The following is a 20,181-nucleotide window of genomic DNA, read 5'->3' as shown; positions in this document are numbered from 1 at the left end:
TGGCAACGAGAATATTTAGCTAGGAGCTACGCGCATGTTAAAGCGAACTATCGGCAAAAGTGGCATCGAAGTGAGCGCCTTGGGCTTGGGCTGTTGGGCAATCGGCGGCCCCTTCAACCACAATGGCAATCCTTCTGGCTGGGGCCAAGTTGACGATGCAGAATCGATTCGAGCAATTCATGCAGCGCTTGAACTGGGGGTTAATTTTCTCGACACAGCAAACGTTTATGGCTGTGGCCACAGCGAGAAAGTGATCGCCCAAGCAATTGCAGGCCGCCGCGATCAGCTTGTTCTGGCAACCAAGTTTGGCAATAGCTGGGCCGAGGGCGGCAACGATGCCTTTGAGCAAATTCCCATTAGCCCCGCCGAAATTCGCCGCCAACTTGAAGCAAGCCTCAAACAGCTTAATACCGATTATGTCGACTTATTGCAATTTCACTTGTGGGGCTACCCGATTGAGGATGCTACCGCAGTCCGAGATACGCTCGAAAACCTCGTGAGCGAGGGCAAAATTCGCGGCTATTGCTGGAGCACAGATCGGCTTGAGGCGATTCAGCTTTTTGCCGAAGGCCCAAATTGTATCGCTGTGCAGCAGCAATTGAATTTATAGGCTTGCCGCAGAACACCCCGCCCCAAGACCCACGGTGTGGGTTCCCCGCGCAGGATGCGATGCATGCGTGCCAGTTCTGACGAAGAGCAGTTTAAAGAGCGCAATAGCAGGCTCTCTTGTGAATAGCAATTAGGTGCGGTTATTTTGGCTGCGTACCACAGACGCTATCCCATACAGTCAAAAAATCGGCCATTATCGGGTATAATGACCGTCGCTCTGCCTTCCTTGGTTTGGTGGAGCCGCGCCTCTGGTTGCGCATAACCATGCAGAGGCATTTTCATGCCATATTATCCTTAAGGTATTCCAATATCTCCCCTGGTTGTACGTCGAAATACTCACACAATGCGTTGAGCGTTTTGAAGTCCACTCGACTCGCCCTCGGCGTAGTAAGCCCATTTATGGTTGATAATGCCAAACCTGTTTCTTCTGCAAGCCGACGTAGGGTTAGGGTTGGCTGGTTGGCTTTTAACCTCTTCACATTGTACTGTGCAATAAGCACTTTTAATCGACTGCGAACAGCCATAACAAGATCCTCGCTTAAGTCAATACCGACGCTACTATAGCAGTCTTTGGGATTATAGTTAATATTGTATTGAAATATAGGTTATATAGTATTGATATAAAGATACAAAAGATATATAATAAGCATATAAAAGTTGATTTGTTATTAATTGTTACGAGCTTTCAATAACTCCCAAAAGAAGTGATGTCCAATCATTCATGTTCATGTGTTTCTCTCTGCACCGCCATTTTTGGGGTCGTGGGCTTTGGACAGATGGGTGACGGATACCCGTTGTCGGTTCGGCGGGAACGGTTTCCGCCCAAACCATTGCCATGGATAGCGCCTATCAAAAGGAAGCCTGATCATGCGAACGCTGACCCGTTGTTACAAATATCGTCTGCAACCCACGCCTGCCCAAGTCGAAACCTTGGTCCAGTGGGCTGGCAGCCGACGCTTTGTCTGGAATTGGGCGTTGCATTGCAAGCAATCGCACTATCAAGCAACGGGTCAACGGCTGAGCTATCAACGGCTTGCGGCGATGTTGGTTGATCTGAAACGTCAACCCAAAATGGCCTTTTTGCGTGATTGCCATTCGCAACCCTTGCAACAAGCGCTGATGGATTTGGAAACCGCTTTCAGCAACTTTTTCGCCAAACGCGCCAAATACCCGCGCTTCAAAGCACGCAAAATCACGCCACACAGCCTCCGCTTCCCGCAAGGCGCGACGGTAATCGATGAATGCACGATCAGCGTGCCGAAAATCGGGCTGATGCGAGCGATCATTCATCGACCAGTGATGGGTGTGACCAAAAGCACAACGATCAAACAGGATGCCACAGGCGCATGGTGGGTGGTGTTTGTCTGCCACATTGACCGCCCTGATGTGCAACCAACGGCTGATCGGCCTGTGGGCATTGATGTGGGGCTTGAATCCTTCACCACGCTGTCAACGGGGGAGAAGACCGCACCACCGAAGTTCTACCGCCGCAGCCAGAAGAACCTTGCCCGCGCTCAGCGGAAACTCTCACGCGCCCAAAAGGGTAGTAACAACCGCCTGAAAGCAAAGAAGCGCGTTGCCCGACTTCATAAGAAAATCAGTAACCAACGCGCCGATTGGCTGCATAAGCATGTGTTAGGGATCGTTCGACAATTCGATGTGGTGTGCATCGAAGATCTGAATATCAAAGGCCTTGCGAAAACCAAGCTGGCCAAATCATTCAGCGATGCCGCCCTCAGTACCTTCATGCAGATTTTAATGGATAAGACAGAATGGCATGGACGACGGGTTGTTAAGGTTGGGCGGTTCTACGCCTCATCAAAGACCTGCCATCACTGCAAAACCAAAACGACCTTGACGCTGGCGGATCGGGTGTGGACATGTCCCACCTGTGGCATGACTCATGATCGCGATGTCAATGCTGCGATTAACATCGTGCATGAAGGAATACGCCTGCTTGCCGTTGGGACGACGGAAAGCCAAAACGCTGCTGGAGATGGTGTAAACCCAGCGAAATGCTGGTAACCGTCGTTGAAGGCAGAAGCCACGCCCCTCGTGGGCGTGGTAGTTCACTACATGGCCATAGCACTGGCGAGAGCGATGCGATTATTGCTTTTTGCGAAGCCCACAATTTGGCCAGCATCAATCGTGCACCATTGGCCATGGGCTTGTTGACTGGCAAATTTACCCCAAGCACCAGCTTTAGCAGCGACGATGTGCGCAGCAAAGTTGAGTGGTTCGAAGGTTTTCAGGCCGGCAAACCTAACCCAGAATGGCTCAAAAAGCTCGAAGCCTTGCGCGAAGTGCTCACCAGCGAAGGCCGCAGCCTAACCCAAGGCGCGTTGGCATGGTTATGGGGTCGTAGCAGCCAAACCTTGCCAATTCCAGGCTTCCGCACCGTAGCCCAAGCGAGCGAAAACGCCAAAGCATTGCAATTTGGCCCATTAACCGCCAGCCAAATGCAGCAAATCGATAGCATTGTGCAACGCTAACTCCGATCCACAAGAGCACGAAGGTATGAGGGGTCAGGGATCAGCGATGGGAGTAGGCTACTCTTGGCTATCGGAATTATTGACATACCGCCAATTGTTCCGATAGCCACTAGCCCAGAGCCTGATCCTTTTTTGATTTTTGCCTTTTGACTTCTGATTTTACTTCATCCCTCATCCTGCATCCTTGCTCTCATTTTGATTTTTGCCTTCTGACTTTTGATTTCATCGCTCATCCTGCATCCTTCCAAAGCTTCCCCCATGAATTCACCTTGACAAGACCATGATAGTTTAATACTCTAGAAGTAGATTATTCTACCACTAGGATATATGTGCTATGAAAAAGTTGACTCAGGCTGAAGCGGCAATTTTAAGCTTGTTGGCAGAGCAGCCACGCTATGGCTATGAGCTCGAACAAATTATTCAGGCGCGGGGGATGCGCTTATGGACGGAAATAGCGTTTTCGTCGATTTATTATTTGCTCAAAAAGCTTGAGCAAGCCCAATTGGTGGCGGGCGAAACCTCGCAAGGCGATGGGCGGCCTTCACGGATGGTCTATAACATTCTACCAAGTGGCAGGGCTGCATTGCAAGAGAGTTTGCAAGCAATGTTGAGTGTGCCCCAACAACGCTATTCATCGTTGCTCTTAGCCATGGCCAATTTTCCATTGCTTGATCTCAACGATATTATCAAAGCCTTAGAGCACTATTGCGCTGAATTACGGGCCCAAATTGAGCTGGTGCAGCAACGCCGCGCCGAAGCGCCAACCGAAGTTTGGCATATCCAAGGCCTGTTTGATTATAGTGAAACCATGATTCGGGCTGAACACGATTGGCTCACCAAGTATCTGCTGCACATTCGCCAACAGCTTAACGAGGCTTGATCGAAGCTATTCCACGCCCATTTGTGATTAAACGGGCGTGGATTGCAGTTAACAGGGCTTATCTGCTTGCTTGGGGAATAAATTGGCGATAGCTTGGGCCAGCAGGAAGCTGATTAATTGCGAAGCTGGCGATGCCCAATGATGGCGTTGAGCCAACATGGGTAAAGCTGCCTGCAATATGCACACGCTCAGCGGTTGCCGCTAGTTCATAGATTGAGCCATTCGGTACATGCTCAAAGCCTTGCCAGTTGGTGCCATCCCAGCGGGCAATCGGGCCGACCGTTTGCGCATTGACCTGGCTAAATTCACCAGCAACATACAGATAATCGTCATCAACGCTGCGCAAAACTCTGGGTACATCATTGAAGGTTGCCAGCGTAACCAGCTCTTGGCTGGCAAAATCGAAGCGACGCAATTCGTTTTTGTAGAGCAAATACAGACCATCACGCCAAGCCACAATTTCAAAGCTAGGGCGATTATCGAATTGCTGCCAGGTAGTCACTTCTTGCCAATTCGTACCATTCCACTCGGAAATAGATACCAGCCACGAGCCGCGATCTGCTTCAGAGCGTACAGTATACAATTTTTGATTGGCAGGATAGATTGGGCCAAAATTATACTGATCGGTAAGTTGCTGCCAATGGTTGCCATCAATCGCAATCGCGCCAGTAATTGGTTGGCTATTGATCGTGCCTGAGTACATGCTGGCCAAAACTTGCGTGCCTGAGATCGACCAGGTAACTGATTGCGGGTTGAGGATAACGGGCGCACTTAGGCTGCCATTTGGGGCATATTGCCAAATCGCACTGGCAATGCTAGAAGTCGTGGTAAATGGACTGCTGCCAACCAAGTAGGTATGTTGGGCATCGGTGGTTAACAAGCGGGCATCATAGGGGGCATTGCCCAAGTCTTGCCAAGCACTTCCATTCCAGAATTGCAGATTGGTTTTGGTTATTTGCCCAAAACCCACCAACGGCGAGCCTTGAAGATTGCCAAGATCATAAACCCAGCGATGGCTCGTGGTGGTGGCTAAATTGGTGAGATTCGTGCCATCCCAAAAGACCAATTGGCTTGGTTGGCCGTTGAGCGTGAAATCGCCAGCAAGGTATAGGCCGTTGCTGCTGGCTTCAATCGCATTAATAGCGGCAATTTCCATTGGCAGATTGATACTGTTCCAGCCAGCATTGCTGCGTTGCCAAAGTTGGCTATTAGTTGCTGCATAGGCTTGGCTATTCCATTCCACTAAATCAATCGCCGAACCAGTGATCAATGATGGATCAGCAAGCCAATTGTTGGCTGCCCAGTGGTAGATTTTGGTTTTGAGGCCTTGATCATAAATTGGTTGGCGAATATAGAAGGTATTGCTCAAAACATGGGTTTCTTGGCCGGGATAAATATACTGAGGCATTGGGAGATTGTGCCAAACCCCTTGTTGCCAGCGGGCAAAATAATCAATTGCCGTGTTATCAATCGATAGCACTTCGCCAGAAACCACAACTGCCTCATCAGTCGCCGCAAATTGATAGAGCGAGCTATCGATATTGGCAACGTTGCGATAGCCAGTTGGTTGCCATGCCAGCAACGAATTAACTACTAAATCGTTAAAGCCTGAAAAATTGCCGCTAACATACAACGTATCGCTGACTACATCAAGATCATGCACTTTGGCGATATTCGAATAATCATAGAAATCGCTAGTGCCACTAAAACCAGTGCCAAACGCTTCAAAGGCACTACCATTCCAGCGCGCAATGCCATTCATGGTCTGGCCGCTAAATTGGCGAAATCCACCACCAACAATTAATTGATCGTGGTAGGTCGTCATGGCACGAATGACCCCAGCATCATTTGGCTGTAAGCCATAGCCTTGCCATGCCGTACCATTCCACGAGGCTAGGCCATTGAATTGCTGGCCATTCAGATACTTGAAACCACCAGTCACATACAGCCGATCATGTTCATCGACGTATAATTTGCTGATCGTCCCTGGAATCTCAAGATTGTTCTGGAGCGTCGGATTCCATGTGCCAGTGATGACGCTGCTGGGAGTTAATGGGGCTGTATCCAACGTGGCTCCATGATGCTTGAGTGGAAGATTGGTGGAACTCAATCTGCTGCTTGCTTGGTGTGGGCGTTGGGCTTGCGCGGTTGTAAGATTGAGTAACAACCCAATTAAGATTAAGCAAAACCCGATTCTTCTGCTGACGATCCGTTTGCGTACCATTGTGAACTCCAATAGGCATTAATCAATGCCACTAGCTATTGCTAGCCAGGTGTAGCGGGCTATAACATAAACTACTACTACTACCTCGCCTCGTAAACCAGTATAAAAAGCTTGTCAATGAATTTATTAAAGGCGCTCAATTTTTTTGACATAATTCCGAATAAAATAGCTCGCGCCTAAATTGATTATGTTTGGTTGATTTAAATACAAACAGCCTGTTGCACGAACAGGCTGTTTGTATATGCTTCGCTGAAGATAATTAATCGAGCCGTACTTTGGCACCGAAGTTTTTGGCTTCTTTGCTCACAAAGTAGGTTCCACAGGCAGCATCGATCAAATCGGGATTGAAGGTCACTTGTTCCATATTATATTTGGCGATGCTAATCATCTGATCGAGGATATCGCGCGGTTGGCACATACGGAACGGTCGTTCTTCAGGTTTGTACCATTTTTCGACCAAATAATCTAAGCCCTTGGGATCAAGGTTGATTTTACGGCCTTTACAAACCAACGACCAAATTTGGCGCCATTGTGATTCATCGGGGTCGCGGACCTCGATTTTGAATTTAATCCGGCGCAAGAAGGCTTCGTCAGCAACTTGGCTAGGGTCGAGGTTGGTCGAGAAGATCAGCAACTGATCAAATGGAACTTCAATTTTTTGGCCTGTGATCGTGGTCAAATAATCATAGCGTTTTTCGAGTGGCACAATCCAGCGGTTCAGCAAGTCCATCGGGCGACATTGTTGGCGGCCAAAGTCGTCGATCAAGAAAATGCCGCCATTGGCCTTCATTTGGAATGGTGCTTCATAAAAGCGCCCAGTTTCGTTGAAAGTCAAATCGAGCGCTTCGAGGGTCAATTCGCCCCCGACCACCACCACCGGGCGTTTAATTTTGGCCCAGCGTAAATCATAATCGGATGTGCCAACGTTGACCTCTTTATCGACCAAGGTATGCACAATGCTATCGTAAACCTTGATAATTTGGCCATCTGCATCAATCGCATAGGGCACAAAAATATCATCGCCCATCAGGCGCGTAATGCGCTCGGCGATACTGGTTTTGCCATTGCCAGGGTAGCCAAACAAGAAGATCGACGCGCCAGAGTTGACCGCAGGCCCAACTTCATTCAACACTTGGTCGGTGATAATCAAATCGCTGAAGGCTTTACGAATGTTGCGCCGCGTGATAATCATATTTTTGATCGTTTGAGCTTTGACCGATTCGAGAAACTGATCAAATGGCACGGGGGCAGGGCCGCTATAATTGCTTTTCTTCATGGCATCTTCAGCAGCCTGCGAGCCACGCGGAGTCAAAATATATTCATAGTTGGTATCGCCAAAGCCGCGTTGGCCAGCAATATCGATATATTCCGAGTTGCGCATTTGGGTAATGACCGGATCGAGCACGCTATAGAATAAGCGCACTTCTTGCGCCAACTCCATGCCAGTTACCCGTGAGCGATTATAAATCACCCGCAGCAATTGGTCCTGAATTTGGGTTCGATTGAGGCCAGTTTCTTCGATCGTGGTTGGTACTTTGGGGTGATAGCTATTCCCCGATGGGGCTGAGCCATCATCGCTAGGCACATCCCCCCCTAAAACGCGCGCGCCGCTCAATTTGCCATTGGCTTGGGCTTCGGCAACCAAGGCATCGAGCTGTTGTTTGTGCATATTTAAGTGGCGGGTTGCTTCGTAATCGTTTTGCTCGCGCGCTTCCTTCAAGCAATCGTAGAGTGCTCGCGCGACGGCATACTTAATCCCATCGACATACATATGATGCAAATATTCGCCCGGACGCACGTAGCAGTCGGGTGTATGATCATTGCGAGCTTTCATTTCGTCATATGAACGCGCATCCAGTAAAAATCGCATGCCTCACATCCCTTCGTAGATTGCCGTTGCAACAAGCATTGCTCAATTCGCAAAATTAGCTAGGTTAATTATAGGGGTCAAAAATCACCCCATGCAAGCACGACTTTGGGGGGAAATGGTTAACGTACCTTAATCCCCTCTAAGCTGCCTACTATGGCTGATACCAATCGCATCAGCTATTCCCGCCAACAATCCGCTCGCCGCAATATGCTATCGTATAGCCAATATTGTACTACTACATCATATCGTATTAAGTAGAAATTCTGAGTTGATGCAAACTCGGGTAGGATGGCAAGGAGCGCCAATATGTTAAAAGCAACGCCTCAGAGCGCCCAAATCGTAATCATTGAAGATAGTGCGACGGTGCGCGATATGCTTGCGCATATCATTCGCGATGAAGGCTACCATGTGGCAACCTATACAACTGCCGTGGATGGGTTAAAATACCTACAGTCCAGCCCAGCGCCGCGCCTGATATTGCTTGATCGTGTGTTGCCCTATATGTCGTCAGATGAATTTCTGCAAGCATTGCAAGCAGAGCCAAGCCTCAGCGCAATTCCGGTGGTGGTGATTTCGACCTATTTATACGACGAAGTTGCGCCGCTCCCCTATACGGTTGGCTATCTCGAAAAGCCAATCGCCATCGACGATTTGATGCAGGTGGTGCGGCGCTATTGTGATTAGGCTGCGGCCAGCGTGCCGCTATGGTTTGGAGTGTGGCGATGTATACACCTGAAACCGACCGCACGCCGCTTTCTATGCTAATCCATTCCTTGGGGAATGTGCTTGGCGATGTGATTGTGGCCCAAGATGGGGTCTCAGCGTTTGAGCTTGAAGAAGATGTGCGCCAACGCACCAAGCAACGCCGAAGCGATGGCAAACTGCAGGAGACTCATGCGCTCACCGAGTTGGTTGGCCAATTGCCAGTCGCCCAACTCATGGGGCTAATCAAAGCCTTTACCCATTATTTTGGCTTAGTAAACTTGGCCGAAAGTGTCGAACGCTTGCGCGTGCTGGCTGAACGCGACCGCCAAAACGGCGATATGCCGCGCTCAGAATCGGTCGAATTGGCTTTGCAAGAGCTGCGTGATCGTGGCATTACCGCTCAGCAAGTCCAAGATTTGCTTGATCATGCCGAGATTCGGCCAGTCTTTACGGCGCACCCAACCGAAGCCAAACGCCGCACGACGCTGAAAAAGCATCATCGCATCGCCGAAGCAGCGCGCCAATTAACTGCTGAAACTACGTTTCAACGCCAACGCGAACGCTTGCTCGAATCGATTCGCGAGGAGATTGTGGCGCTGTGGCAAAGCGATGAAGTGCGAATTATCAAGCCAACTGTAATTGACGAAGTGAAGAATAATCTCTATTACTTTGAAGAATCATTGTTCGACATGATTCCGCAGCTCTACCGTGACACCGAAGCATCGTTACGCCGCATCTACCCTGAGCACGATTGGCATTTACCAGCCTTCTTGCGTTTTGGCTCGTGGGTTGGCGGCGATCGCGATGGCAACCCGTTTGTGATTCCATCGGTTACGGTTGAAACGCTCAAGTTGTTGATGGGCCGTTCGTTGCGCGAGCATATTCACGCGGTCGAGCGCTTGAGCCATCGTTTAAGCCAATCGTCGCGCCAAGTGCCAATTAGCGAAGAACTGGCTCAATCGTTAGTTCACGATGCGCCGTTGTTTCCCGAATTGGCCCAAGTGCTGGAGCGGCGCAATCCGCACGAGCCATATCGCCAAAAATGCTCCTATATTCACGCCAAACTGCACGCAACGCTGGCCTATGTTGAGCGCTACGAGCCAGATTGGGCGCGCGGCGGCCATCGCCCAGCAGCAGGCACGTGGTATGCAAACGCCAACGAATATCTGAGCGATTTGGCGACCATGGAATATAGTTTGCGCACTAATGGCGCAGCCTCGGTGGCCGAAGGCTTCTTGCGCGATGTGCAATGCTCGGCCAAAGTATTTGGTTTACACACTGCAACCCTCGATATTCGCCAACACAGCAGCCGCCACACCAGCGCCTTGAGCGAAATTTTTGAATATGCAGGCATCTGCGACGATTACGCCAGCCTCAGCCAAGCTGAACGCACTGCCATTTTGGAACGTGAGCTAGCCAATAATCGGCCTTTGATTCCAACGCACTTGTATTACAGCCCCGAAACGGTGGAAATTATCGAAACCTTCCGCACAATTCGGGCTGTGCTCTCCGATTTGAATGCAGAGGCGATCGAAACCTACATTATTTCGATGACTGAAGGCCCAAGCGATATTTTGGCAGTGCTGTTGCTGGCCCGCGAAGCTGGCATTTATCAGCCAGGCGAGCATAGTTGGTTGAATATCGTGCCCTTATTTGAAACCGGAGCCGATTTGATCGCCGCGCCGGAGATTATGCATACACTGCTTTCGAGCGAAGCCTATCGCCAACATTTGGTGTTGCGCAACGATGTGCAAGAAATCATGTTGGGCTACAGCGATTCCAACAAAGATGGCGGCTTTGCCGATGCGCACTGGGCGTTGTATTTAGCCCAAGTTGCCTTGGCCGAAACCTGTTTCCGCCATCGGGTAGCGATGCGCCTGTTCCATGGTCGAGGCGGCGCGGTTGGGCGCGGCGGCGGCCCAGCCAATCGGGCAATTTTGGGCCAACCACCAGGCACCGTCGGCGGGCGGATCAAAATCACTGAACAAGGTGAGGTCATTAGCGACCGCTACGCCGAGCCAGAAACCGCCTATCGCCATCAGGAGCAGATTATCAACGCCGTTTTGCGCTCGTCGCTGGGCGTGAGCATTGCTCATATCAGCCCAGAATGGCAGGCGGCAATGAGCAGCTTGGCCCAAGTATCGCGCAAAGTCTATCGCGGCTTGGTTTACGATCATCCGCATTTCTTGGAATATTTTCGTAATGCTACGCCGATTACCGAAATTAGCCGCTTGAATATTGGCTCACGGCCAGCCAGCCGCAAAGCCAGCGACCGAATTGAAGATTTGCGGGCGATTCCGTGGGTTTTCAGTTGGATGCAAAGTCGGCATACCTTGCCTGGTTGGTACGGCTTGGGCAGTGCCTTAGAGCATTTAATTCAAGCTGATAGCAACGGCTTAACCACATTACAAGGCATGTACAACGATTGGCCATTTTTTCGCACGATGCTTGATAATGCCCAAATGATTTTATCCAAGGCAGATATGGATATTGCAGCCCAATATGCCTTGCTTGTGCCCGACCAAGCCCTAGCCAACGAAATCTTTGGGCTGATCAAAGCCGAGTATGATCGCACGGTTAAGTGGATTTGCGAGGTTGCCCAGATTAACGAACTGCTGGATACCAACCCCATCTTGCAACACTCGATTAAGCAGCGCAACCCGTATGTTGATCCATTAAGTTTTGTGCAAATTGAACTGCTGCGGCGTTTGCGCACCGATCCCGATGGGCTTGAACATGGCGACCTTGAGGATGCAATTTTGCTCAGCATCAATGGGATTGCGGCGGGCTTGAAAAATACGGGCTAGGAAGAACATAGAACATAGAGCATAGGAGTAGGGATCAGAGGTTGGGGATCGGAGTTTGGGCTTTGAGAAATTAATAATCTGAGCCAATCTGTGGCAATCTGTGGCTAAAACGTTCTTCGCGGTTCCAAGCCTTCGTGCGCTTCGTGTCCTTCGTGGATCAAAAGCCTATAGCCAATTCGATACAACAATCCCCATGCCGCCCGAAAACAGCATGGGGATTGTTGATTTTAGCTATTAGGCAGTTTTGGCCAATTGGCGCAGAACGGTGTGGAGAATCCCACCATTCTTGTAGTATTCAACTTCAACTGGCGTGTCGATCCGCACGACCGCTTGGAAGCTAAACTCGCTGCCATCTGGGCGAACGGCGCGCACGGTCAACTCTGAGCGAGCTTGCAAATCGTCGTTGATACCTTCGACGGAGAAGGTTTCATCGCCCTTCAAGCCAAGGCTCGCAGCCGATTCGCCAGCGCGATATTGCAATGGCAACACGCCCATGCCCACCAAGTTCGAGCGGTGAATCCGTTCGTAGCTTTCGGCGATAACGACTTTCACGCCCAACAAATACGTGCCTTTAGCAGCCCAGTCGCGTGAGCTACCAGTGCCATATTCCTTGCCAGCCAAAATCACCAACGGCGTGCCGCTGGCTTGATAGGCCATCGAGGCATCGTAGATTGATTGTTGTTCGCCGGTTGGGAAGTAGAGCGTATAGCCGCCTTCAACTCCATTCAACAACAAGTTTTTCAGGCGGATGTTGGCAAATGTGCCCCGCATCATCACTTCGTGGTTGCCACGGCGTGCGCCATACGAGTTGAAATCTTGGGGATCAACGCCATTATCAATCAAATATTTAGCAGCTGGGCTATTTTTGGCAATTGAACCTGCTGGCGAGATGTGGTCGGTAGTTACCGAATCGCCCAACAAGGCCAAAACCCGTGCGCCCTTGATGTCGCCGATTGGGGCTGGCTCAGGCTGCAAATCTTGGAAGAATGGTGGATGTTGGATATAGGTCGAGTCGTTGTTCCAAGCATAGATGTTGCCGGTTGGCGCTTGCACCCGTTTCCAAGCATCGCTGCCAGCAAACACATTGCCATATTGTTGGGTAAACATTTCTGGCTTGATTGCTTTGCGCACAGTTTCTTGAATTTCGCTTTGGCTTGGCCAAATATCTCGCAAGTAGACCGGATTGCCTTCTTTGTCGTTGCCCAATGGCTCGGTGGCTAAATCGAGGTTCATTGTGCCAGCCAAGGCATAGGCGACAACCAATGGTGGCGAGGCCAAGTAGGCAGCCTTGACCAATGGATTGATCCGGCCTTCGAAGTTGCGGTTACCGCTCAACACGGCGGCTGCAACTAATTCGCCTTCTTGGACGGCGGCGGCAACTGGCTCTGGCAGCGGCCCGCTGTTCCCGATACAGGTTGTACAGCCGTAGCCAACAATGTGGAAACCAAGTGCTTCAAGCGGCTCGATCAATTCTGCTTGTTCGAGGTAGCTTGAAACTACGCGTGAGCCAGGAGCCAAACTGGTTTTGACGTATGGGGCAACGGTCAAGCCTTTTTCAACAGCTTTTTTTGCCAACAAGCCAGCACCCAACATCACCGATGGGTTCGAGGTGTTGGTACAGCTAGTAATCGAAGCAATCACGACTGCGCCGTGACCAATTGTTGCTGAGTGGCCGTTGTTTTGCACGGTAGCGGTGCTTTCGGCCTTTTCAGTTGATAAGGCAAAACCACGCTCGGCAATCGGCGCGGTCAACGATTTTTGGAACGAAGCCTTGGTATTTGGCAATTCGACCCGATCTTGCGGGCGCTTGGGGCCAGCAACGCTTGGCACAATCGTCGAAAGATCTAAATGCACGGTGTCGGTATATTCTGCTTCTGGCGAGTTGGCATCAAGGAACAAGCCTTGGGCTTTGCTGTAGGCTTCGACCAAATCGGCCAATTCATCAGAGCGGCCAGTGTTGCGCAAGAAGTGAATTGTTTCTTGGTCAACTGGGAAGAAGCCCATGGTTGCGCCATATTCTGGAGCCATGTTGGCAATCGTTGCGCGGTCTGACAAGGCCATATTTGCCACGCCAGGGCCGTAGAATTCAACGAATTTGCCAACCACGCCTTTTTTGCGCAGCAATTCAGTCACGGTCAAGGCCAAGTCGGTGGCGGTAGCGCCTTCGGGCAATTGGCCAGTTACTTTGAAGCCAATTACTTCAGGCAACAACATGTAGATTGGCTGGCCAAGCATAACTGCTTCAGCTTCGATCCCACCAACACCCCAACCAACTACGCCAAGGCCGTTGATCATCGTGGTGTGCGAGTCAGTCCCGACCAATGAATCGGGCAAGGCGACCAATTCGCCTTCTTCGGTGAAGACTTGCACAACTTTTGCCAAATATTCAAGGTTCACTTGGTGGACAATTCCAGTTTCTGGTGGCACGACGCTGAAGTTATCGAAGGCTTGTTGGCCCCATTTCAAAAACTCATAGCGTTCGGCGTTACGTTCAAATTCGCGCTCTGCATTGAAGAACAAGGCCATTTTTGAGCCGAATTGATCGATTTGCACTGAGTGGTCGATGACTAAATCGACTGGCACCAGTGGATTAATCCGTTGCGGATCGCCACCTTGTTGCGCCATTGCAGCGCGCATTGCAGCCAAATCGACCACGGCAGGAACGCCAGTGAAGTCTTGCAAAATTACGCGCGCTGGCTTAAACGGAACTTCAATTTTTTCAGGGCTGGCGGCATTCCAGCGCGCCATATTCTCAACATCTTGTTTGGTTACGGCAAAACCATCGTTGTTGCGCAGCATAGCTTCCAACAACACTTTAATTGAGAATGGCAGTTTGGAGACGGCGGCAATTCCATCTTCTTCGAGTTTGTCGAGCCGATAGTAGACCAACGACCGATCACCGACGGTCAATGTGGCTTTGGCTCCGAAATCATCTTGGCGTTTGTGCGTCATCGCAACCTCTCTAGGCACTAATTCGTTACTTCCCAAGCATCAGAACATGCTGGGTCTAGAACAATTTCTCGTTTCTAGCTCTACCTACTATGGTACTCGCCGCCTGCCGTTCCTGCAACTAGAGAGACCCTTGGCTTAACATAGGCTTTGCCTATGCTTACTCAAGCTTGTGATAGATATTTCTTGTAGCTTTTAAGTATTGAGAAGATATTTCTTGTCTTTGGCACGCTTATAAAGGTAGGTTTTGATGAGGTAGAAAAGAGCTAGGGTTAATGATTACTCATAGCTTTTAACGGAGCATTATTCAAAGTAATAGTGGCTACTTCTGTGATCACCACCCTTCCGTCCCGCCTCCAGGCGGGAGACGCAGGGGTTTTTCATCCCCCTGCACCCCCAAAATGGTATTAGTTGGATTGTATTTGTCTACCAATCGCCCTATCTGGGCGAGGTTCTAAGTGTAGAGCTATGATTGAGCTAGCGAAGCTCTACTGCTTTTGCATTCAGCAATTGATCAAAAATTTGCTTAGAGCTGCTGCACAATCGCAATTGCAAAACCATCGTAGCCTTTGCTACCAACGGTTTGCAGTGCAGTAGCAGTGAGCTTGGGGTTCGCGGCCAAATCAGCAAACAATTGGCGTGTGCCTTGAATCGCTGGATCAGGGTTGTTGGCATCAGTCACGGCTCCACCACGCACCACGTTATCGCCAATAATCACCGTGCCAACGCGGGCAAATTTGAGCGCCCAAGCCAAATAATGGGGATTATTCGGCTTGTCTGCATCAATAAAAATCAGATCGAATGGCTCAATAGCTTCATCGGCCAATTGGGCCAAGCTAGCTAAGGCCGCGCCAACCCGCACCTCGACCTTATCGCTCAAGCCAGCCTTGGCCAGATTGGCCTTGGCAACCTCGGCATGATGTGGCTCATATTCCAGCGTGATCAATGTGCCATCTGCAGGCAATGCCCGTGCCAACCAAATAGAGCTATAGCCACCCAAAGTGCCAATTTCTAAAATGCGTTTCGCCCCACACATCAGGGCAAACATGTGTAGCAACTTGCCTTGATTGGGTGCGACATTAATTGGCGGCAAGCCTGCATCCGCACTTGATTGCAAGGCTGATTCCAAAACCGGATCAGCCTGAACTAATGAATCGGAAATATAGTGATCAACTGCATCCCACGTTGCTTGATTCATCGCTCCTCCTAAACTCGTTCGAGTTTGGCAAAGGCAGCGAGCAGTTTTTTCACGCCTTTGCCAGGAAACGCTACCGTCACTTCTTCGTCGTCGCCAACCATTTTACTGCTCACAACCACGCCCTCGCCAAAATTGGCATGGCGCACTTTATCGCCTGCGCTATAACTGGCGGCGCTTGGCTCGCGTTCTGGGCGTTTGGGGCGGGCTGACCCACTTGCGCCACTCCACATGCTGCTGCTGCTTGGTTGCGCTCCACGAGTGCGTTGCGGCGTGCTGCTTTGCCATTGAGTTGCCGCATGCACTGGCATTTGTTTAACTTCACGGGTTGGCGTACGTTGCAGCAAATCTTTGGGAATATCGCCCAAAAAGCGCGAAGGAATGGTCAGATCGGTGCGGCCCCACGTGGCGCGTTTGAAGGCATAGAGCATATACAGCCGTTGTTTGGCGCGAGTCGTGCCAACATACAACAAGCGCCGTTCTTCTTCGATGCTCTCAGGGTCGTCAATCGAGCGCCCGTGGGGCAACAAGCCTTCTTCTAGCCCAGCCAAAAAGACCACCGGATACTCAAGGCCTTTGGCTTGGTGCAAGGTAATTAAAGTTACGCCTGGTTCGCGAGCTTTGGTGGTGTCAAGGCTATCAACATCGCTGACCAAGGCCACTTCTTCTAAAAAGCGCGGCAGTTGATCTTCGGTTGGCAAGGCCAAATATTCCATACTGACGTTTTGCAATTCGAGAATATTTTCCCAGCGCTCAGCGCCTTCTTCCTCGCCATACTCGGCCACCAACAGCTCTTGGAATGGCACGCGCTCAAGCAAGCGTTGAATTAATTCGCCAAGCATTAAATCGTGGCGCAGATCGCGTAGCCCAGCCACCAACTTTTGAAATTGCTCGACGGCGTTGCGCGCCCGGCCACCGATTGGGGGATTTTGGGCCTCGTTGGTAACTAACAGTTCTAACGCATCCCAAATTGAAATATCAAGATTGCGAGCCCATTGCAGCAACTCTTGCTGAGTGCGATCGCCAATGCTCCGGCCTGGCACGTTGATCACCCGCAACAAACTAACTTCGTCGTGTGGATTATGAATTATGCGCAGATAGGCCACAATATCTTTAATTTCTTTGCGCTCGTAGAAGCGCGTGCCGCCGACCAATTTGTAGCGTAGGCCGCGGCTAATCATCGCTTCTTCAAAGGCCCGCGATTGGGCGTTGGTGCGATACATCACGGCAAAATCGTCGAGCGAACGACCATCACGCCCGCGAATGCGCATAATTTCGTCGGCAACCCAGCGGGCTTCCTCGTTGTGATCGTAGGCTTCGACCAGCGAAACCAAATCACCATCCTGCTGATCAGTCCAGATTTTGGTGGTATGGCGGCGATCGTGGGCTGCATCGATGATCGATTGGGCCACATCGAGAATTGGTTGGGTTGAGCGGTAATTTTGTTCGAGGGGAATAATTTGCACATCGGGATGCGCTTCTTCAAATTCGCGCACATTGGCCAAGCGCGCGCCGCGCCAAGCATAAATTGATTGCTGAATATCGCCAATTAAAAAGTAGTTGTTGTGGCCAGCGCCAACATGATTGACCAATGAAAATTGTACCCGATTGGTATCTTGCACTTCATCGACCATCACATGGACGTAGCGCTCAGCATAACGGGCCAACACCTCGGAATGATATTCAAACAAATTAACAGTTTTGAGCAGCAAATCATCAAAATCAAGCGCGTTATTGGCAAATAATTGCTTCTCGTAGCGCTCATAACAGCGCAACACAATTTCATCGAAATAGCTACTGACGCTACGGGCAAATTCGGCTACCCCAATTAATTCGTTTTTGGCGGCAGAAATGCGGGCGTGGATCGAACGCGGGTTATATTGCTTCTCGCTTAAATCCAATTCGCGCAAAATTTGCTTCATTACCCGCTGCTGATCGTCTGCATCGTAGACCACGAAATCATTGGCGCGTTGCAAGTGCTGAATATCGCGCCGCAGCCAACGGGCACAAATCGAGTGGAAGGTGCCCATCATCACATCGTGGGCGCGGCTTTCGCCAATTAAATTGCTAAGCCGTTCGCGCATTTCGCGGGCAGCCTTGTTGGTAAAGGTCACCGCCAAAATGTTATAAGGGCGCACGCCAACTTCATTAATCAAATAGGCAATACGATGAGTGAGCACGCGGGTCTTGCCTGAGCCTGGGCCAGCCAGCACCAACACTGGCCCATGAATCGCTTGGACTGCGCGTTGTTGTTGAGCATTCAGCCCAATCAGCAGCGGGTGAGTCATTGATCTAGTCCTTACATGACGGTCAAAAACCGTGATCTATGTCAATCTTGCTGGTTCTATTGTACCCGTTCCGGCGCTGTGTTGGAACAGGTGAGCGACAGCAAAAAATGATTGGCGATAGCAAAGCCCTAGGCTGTTTGCTTCAGCTTGGTTTTGCTAGCTTGGCGCTGAAACAGGCCGCGCCAATTCCAACGCCGAGGCCGCGTAATATCTAACTGGCGGCGTAGGCCTTCGCTGGTGAGCGTAAAACCAATTAAGAGCAACACCATCAAGATGCCAGCAAACACCGAGACCCATGGCGAGCGGCTATATTGACCAAAGAAATCCGAAAGCATCTGGCCTAGCTCCGGCTGGCTGGCTTTTTGTTTGACAATATCGGGCAAGGGAACATCTTTGGTAAAATCGCTATAGACATAGCTGCCGCCAATAAAATAGCCTAAATAGCCAAGCTCGGCCACAATCAAGGTAACGGCGGTTAATTCGCTGGCTAGCAACATTGGCAACAGTGGCAGCATTTGAGGCAGAATATAGCGATAGGCAATTTGCCAGCGGTTGAGGCCAATTGCATGGGCGCTTTCTAAATACTGGGCCTGCAACACCTTCTGGACTTGCCCTTGAATCACGCTTGCGCTATTGACCCAACCAGTTAAACATAAGGCGATCAGAAAGGCGCTCATGCCAGCTTTATTGGCAACCATTGGCGTAGTACCTTGATAAATCACCAGCGCCGTGCCGTTTGTCCAAATCAAATAGCCCAAGGCAATAATCAAAATTGGAATGGCGCTGGTAATGCTCATAAGCGTATCGAGCAACCATGCGACCCGTTGGCCCAATAACCCTGTAATGCCGCCAATTGCCATCCCCAGCACCAAGCGCACAGTCGCAATAATCACACATAAAATCAAGGTTGGCCGCACCGCCCACAATAAGCGGCTCAGCAAATCGCGGCTAATATCATCGAAGCCTAAGGGGTGTTCAGGGTGCACAAACGGCGGCAAGGTTTCGCGTGGCGGGCCACCATAAAACTTGCCTTGATAGCGAAACGAACGATTTTCGACCAGCGGATCATGCGGCGCAAGGCTGGGGCCAAAAATCGCAATCAACAGCATAAATCCAGTAATTAACAAACCCAAGGTTAATGGCAGATTTTTCATTTAGCCTCTCCCCGCGCTAGCATGCCGCCCAAGCGGATTGATCCAAAGGCTCAACACCGAGGCCAACAAATCAACTGCAATTAATACAGCGCCCAGCAACGCCAATAACAAGCTCAAAATCAGCGGATTAAAGAAGGTTATTGCTTTTTCATTGGTCAGCGTATTGAACAACATCCAGCCAACACCACGCCAATCGAACAAGGCTTCGACCAATACCAAACTGCCGACCACCATTTGCAAGCCCCGGCCTAAACTCGCAAAAACCGCAGGCGCCACATTTGGAATCGCATGGCGACGGACAATTGTGCGCCAACGCAGGCCTTTGCTTTTGGCAAAGCGCACATAATCTTGTTGAAATTCGTTTTCGAGCAAGCCAGCACCAATTGAGGCAATATAAAAGGCAGGCCGCAACGCCAAAATGAGCGCTGGTAAAATCATATGTTTCGCTGTGCTGTAGCCCTGCACTGGCAGCAATAATTGATTCGTCCAGCCCATACGTTTGGCATACAACAAGGCTAGAATCAAGAGCGAGCCTAAGAAAAAACCAGGAATTGCATTGCCCAGTGTAAACATGCTGACCATAACCGGTGAGATACGCCCAGTGCGTGGCGAAATTGCTAGCAAACACATCCCCAAGCCCAAAACAATCGTCGTCAGAAACGCTACACCCAACAATTTGGCCGAACGAATGATAAAATCATCAATGTATTCGTTGACTTTCGTGCGATCTTCATTAATTCGGCCAAGGTCGCCATTGGCCATCGCGCTAATAGTTTCGCGATAACTGGTCATAAATGGTTGCGTATCAAACTGTACACCGTCAGTTCTACCATTCTCAGTCATGATAACAATTGGTTTAGGTGGGTAAAAATAGCCATTATACTTATAGACATACCATGCCCCGAACAAATGCAATAACGGCACTAACACGATCAACAACCCAAGTTTGCGTAGGATAAGTCGGCTCATAGGTCTAGTCTCCAATTGGCCCTGAGGATGAGCGTTGAG

At 50.2% G+C, this 20,181-nt stretch carries 14 protein-coding genes; 6 read left to right on the top strand and 8 right to left on the bottom strand.

The window, feature by feature from the left end:
• The first annotated feature begins 34 nt into the window (after window positions 1–34).
• Window positions 35–610: an aldo/keto reductase gene (locus SE18_RS16235; RefSeq protein ID WP_236706889.1), complete on the top strand. Its 576-nt coding sequence runs from the start codon at window positions 35–37 to the stop codon at window positions 608–610.
• Between the two features lie 277 nt (window positions 611–887).
• Here SE18_RS16235 and SE18_RS16230 read toward each other — a convergent pair whose 3' ends face one another.
• On the bottom strand, window positions 888–1,133 hold the full coding sequence (locus tag SE18_RS16230; RefSeq protein WP_054535519.1) for a helix-turn-helix domain-containing protein: 246 nt from the start codon (window positions 1,131–1,133) through the stop codon (window positions 888–890).
• Window positions 1,134–1,476: 343 nt separating this feature from the next.
• On the opposite strand from SE18_RS16230, the gene SE18_RS16225 reads away from it, so the two are divergent.
• The 3 genes from SE18_RS16225 to SE18_RS16215 all read left to right on the top strand — a co-directional run bounded on the left by SE18_RS16225 (window position 1,477) and on the right by SE18_RS16215 (window position 3,981).
• Window positions 1,477–2,634 carry an RNA-guided endonuclease InsQ/TnpB family protein gene (locus SE18_RS16225; protein ID WP_054535518.1) on the top strand — a complete coding sequence of 386 codons (1,158 nt, stop codon included), beginning with the start codon at window positions 1,477–1,479 and terminating at the stop codon, window positions 2,632–2,634.
• Complete coding sequence (locus SE18_RS16220; protein ID WP_236706887.1) at window positions 2,625–3,101, top strand: aldo/keto reductase; 477 nt, start codon at window positions 2,625–2,627, stop codon at window positions 3,099–3,101. Before SE18_RS16225 ends, SE18_RS16220 begins: the two co-directional genes overlap by 10 nt.
• Before the next feature lie 334 nt (window positions 3,102–3,435).
• Window positions 3,436–3,981, top strand: coding sequence for a PadR family transcriptional regulator (locus SE18_RS16215; protein WP_054535517.1), 546 nt, complete (start codon window positions 3,436–3,438; stop codon window positions 3,979–3,981).
• Between the two features lie 58 nt (window positions 3,982–4,039).
• Here the strand turns inward: SE18_RS16215 and SE18_RS16210 are convergent, their stop codons facing one another.
• Entirely contained in the window at window positions 4,040–6,205 is a 2,166-nt protein-coding gene (locus SE18_RS16210) for a hypothetical protein (protein WP_054535516.1), read from the bottom strand.
• A gap of 259 nt (window positions 6,206–6,464) precedes the next feature.
• Window positions 6,465–8,075, bottom strand: a complete 1,611-nt coding sequence (locus SE18_RS16205) for a YifB family Mg chelatase-like AAA ATPase (RefSeq protein WP_054535515.1) — start codon at window positions 8,073–8,075, stop codon at window positions 6,465–6,467.
• A 306-nt stretch (window positions 8,076–8,381) separates the two neighbouring features.
• Between SE18_RS16205 and SE18_RS16200 the strand changes: the two genes are divergently transcribed.
• Entirely contained in the window at window positions 8,382–8,759 is a 378-nt protein-coding gene (locus SE18_RS16200) for a response regulator (RefSeq protein ID WP_054535514.1), read from the top strand.
• 38 nt (window positions 8,760–8,797) lie between these two features.
• Window positions 8,798–11,587, top strand: a complete 2,790-nt coding sequence (gene ppc, locus SE18_RS16195) for a phosphoenolpyruvate carboxylase (protein WP_054535513.1) — start codon at window positions 8,798–8,800, stop codon at window positions 11,585–11,587.
• A gap of 234 nt (window positions 11,588–11,821) precedes the next feature.
• Here ppc and acnA read toward each other — a convergent pair whose 3' ends face one another.
• The 5 genes from acnA to SE18_RS16170 form a co-directional block, all read right to left on the bottom strand.
• Window positions 11,822–14,539, bottom strand: a complete 2,718-nt coding sequence (gene acnA, locus SE18_RS16190) for an aconitate hydratase AcnA (RefSeq protein ID WP_054535512.1) — start codon at window positions 14,537–14,539, stop codon at window positions 11,822–11,824.
• A gap of 523 nt (window positions 14,540–15,062) precedes the next feature.
• On the bottom strand, window positions 15,063–15,734 hold the full coding sequence (locus tag SE18_RS16185; protein WP_054535511.1) for an O-methyltransferase: 672 nt from the start codon (window positions 15,732–15,734) through the stop codon (window positions 15,063–15,065).
• Between the two features lie 8 nt (window positions 15,735–15,742).
• On the bottom strand, window positions 15,743–18,019 hold the full coding sequence (locus SE18_RS16180) for an ATP-dependent helicase (protein WP_054535510.1): 2,277 nt from the start codon (window positions 18,017–18,019) through the stop codon (window positions 15,743–15,745).
• A 128-nt stretch (window positions 18,020–18,147) separates the two neighbouring features.
• Window positions 18,148–19,173, bottom strand: a complete 1,026-nt coding sequence (locus tag SE18_RS16175; protein ID WP_054535509.1) for an ABC transporter permease — start codon at window positions 19,171–19,173, stop codon at window positions 18,148–18,150.
• Window positions 19,174–20,142: an ABC transporter permease subunit gene (locus SE18_RS16170; protein ID WP_054535508.1), complete on the bottom strand. Its 969-nt coding sequence runs from the start codon at window positions 20,140–20,142 to the stop codon at window positions 19,174–19,176.
• Window positions 20,143–20,181 lie beyond the last annotated feature (39 nt).

Origin of the sequence: Herpetosiphon geysericola (genome assembly GCF_001306135.1) — a bacterium.
GTDB classification, from domain to species: Bacteria; Chloroflexota; Chloroflexia; order Chloroflexales; family Herpetosiphonaceae; genus Herpetosiphon; species Herpetosiphon geysericola.
Note: the sequence above shows the minus strand (reverse complement) of the source record. Positions and strands in the feature narration are given on the sequence as shown.

Excerpts from the sequence above, each read along its gene's own strand:
- SE18_RS16185 (WP_054535511.1), bottom strand. The coding sequence starts at position 15,734 with ATGAATCAAGCAACGTGGGATGCAGTTGATCACTATATTTCCGATTCA.
- SE18_RS16210 (WP_054535516.1), bottom strand. The coding sequence starts at position 6,205 with ATGGTACGCAAACGGATCGTCAGCAGAAGAATCGGGTTTTGCTTAATC.
- SE18_RS16175 (WP_054535509.1), bottom strand. The coding sequence starts at position 19,173 with ATGAAAAATCTGCCATTAACCTTGGGTTTGTTAATTACTGGATTTATG.
- acnA (WP_054535512.1), bottom strand. The coding sequence starts at position 14,539 with ATGACGCACAAACGCCAAGATGATTTCGGAGCCAAAGCCACATTGACC.
- SE18_RS16220 (WP_236706887.1), top strand. The coding sequence starts at position 2,625 with ATGCTGGTAACCGTCGTTGAAGGCAGAAGCCACGCCCCTCGTGGGCGT.
- SE18_RS16230 (WP_054535519.1), bottom strand. The coding sequence starts at position 1,133 with ATGGCTGTTCGCAGTCGATTAAAAGTGCTTATTGCACAGTACAATGTG.
- SE18_RS16180 (WP_054535510.1), bottom strand. The coding sequence starts at position 18,019 with ATGACTCACCCGCTGCTGATTGGGCTGAATGCTCAACAACAACGCGCA.
- SE18_RS16215 (WP_054535517.1), top strand. The coding sequence starts at position 3,436 with ATGAAAAAGTTGACTCAGGCTGAAGCGGCAATTTTAAGCTTGTTGGCA.
- SE18_RS16170 (WP_054535508.1), bottom strand. The coding sequence starts at position 20,142 with ATGAGCCGACTTATCCTACGCAAACTTGGGTTGTTGATCGTGTTAGTG.
- ppc (WP_054535513.1), top strand. The coding sequence starts at position 8,798 with ATGTATACACCTGAAACCGACCGCACGCCGCTTTCTATGCTAATCCAT.
- SE18_RS16205 (WP_054535515.1), bottom strand. The coding sequence starts at position 8,075 with ATGCGATTTTTACTGGATGCGCGTTCATATGACGAAATGAAAGCTCGC.
- SE18_RS16200 (WP_054535514.1), top strand. The coding sequence starts at position 8,382 with ATGTTAAAAGCAACGCCTCAGAGCGCCCAAATCGTAATCATTGAAGAT.
- SE18_RS16225 (WP_054535518.1), top strand. The coding sequence starts at position 1,477 with ATGCGAACGCTGACCCGTTGTTACAAATATCGTCTGCAACCCACGCCT.
- SE18_RS16235 (WP_236706889.1), top strand. The coding sequence starts at position 35 with ATGTTAAAGCGAACTATCGGCAAAAGTGGCATCGAAGTGAGCGCCTTG.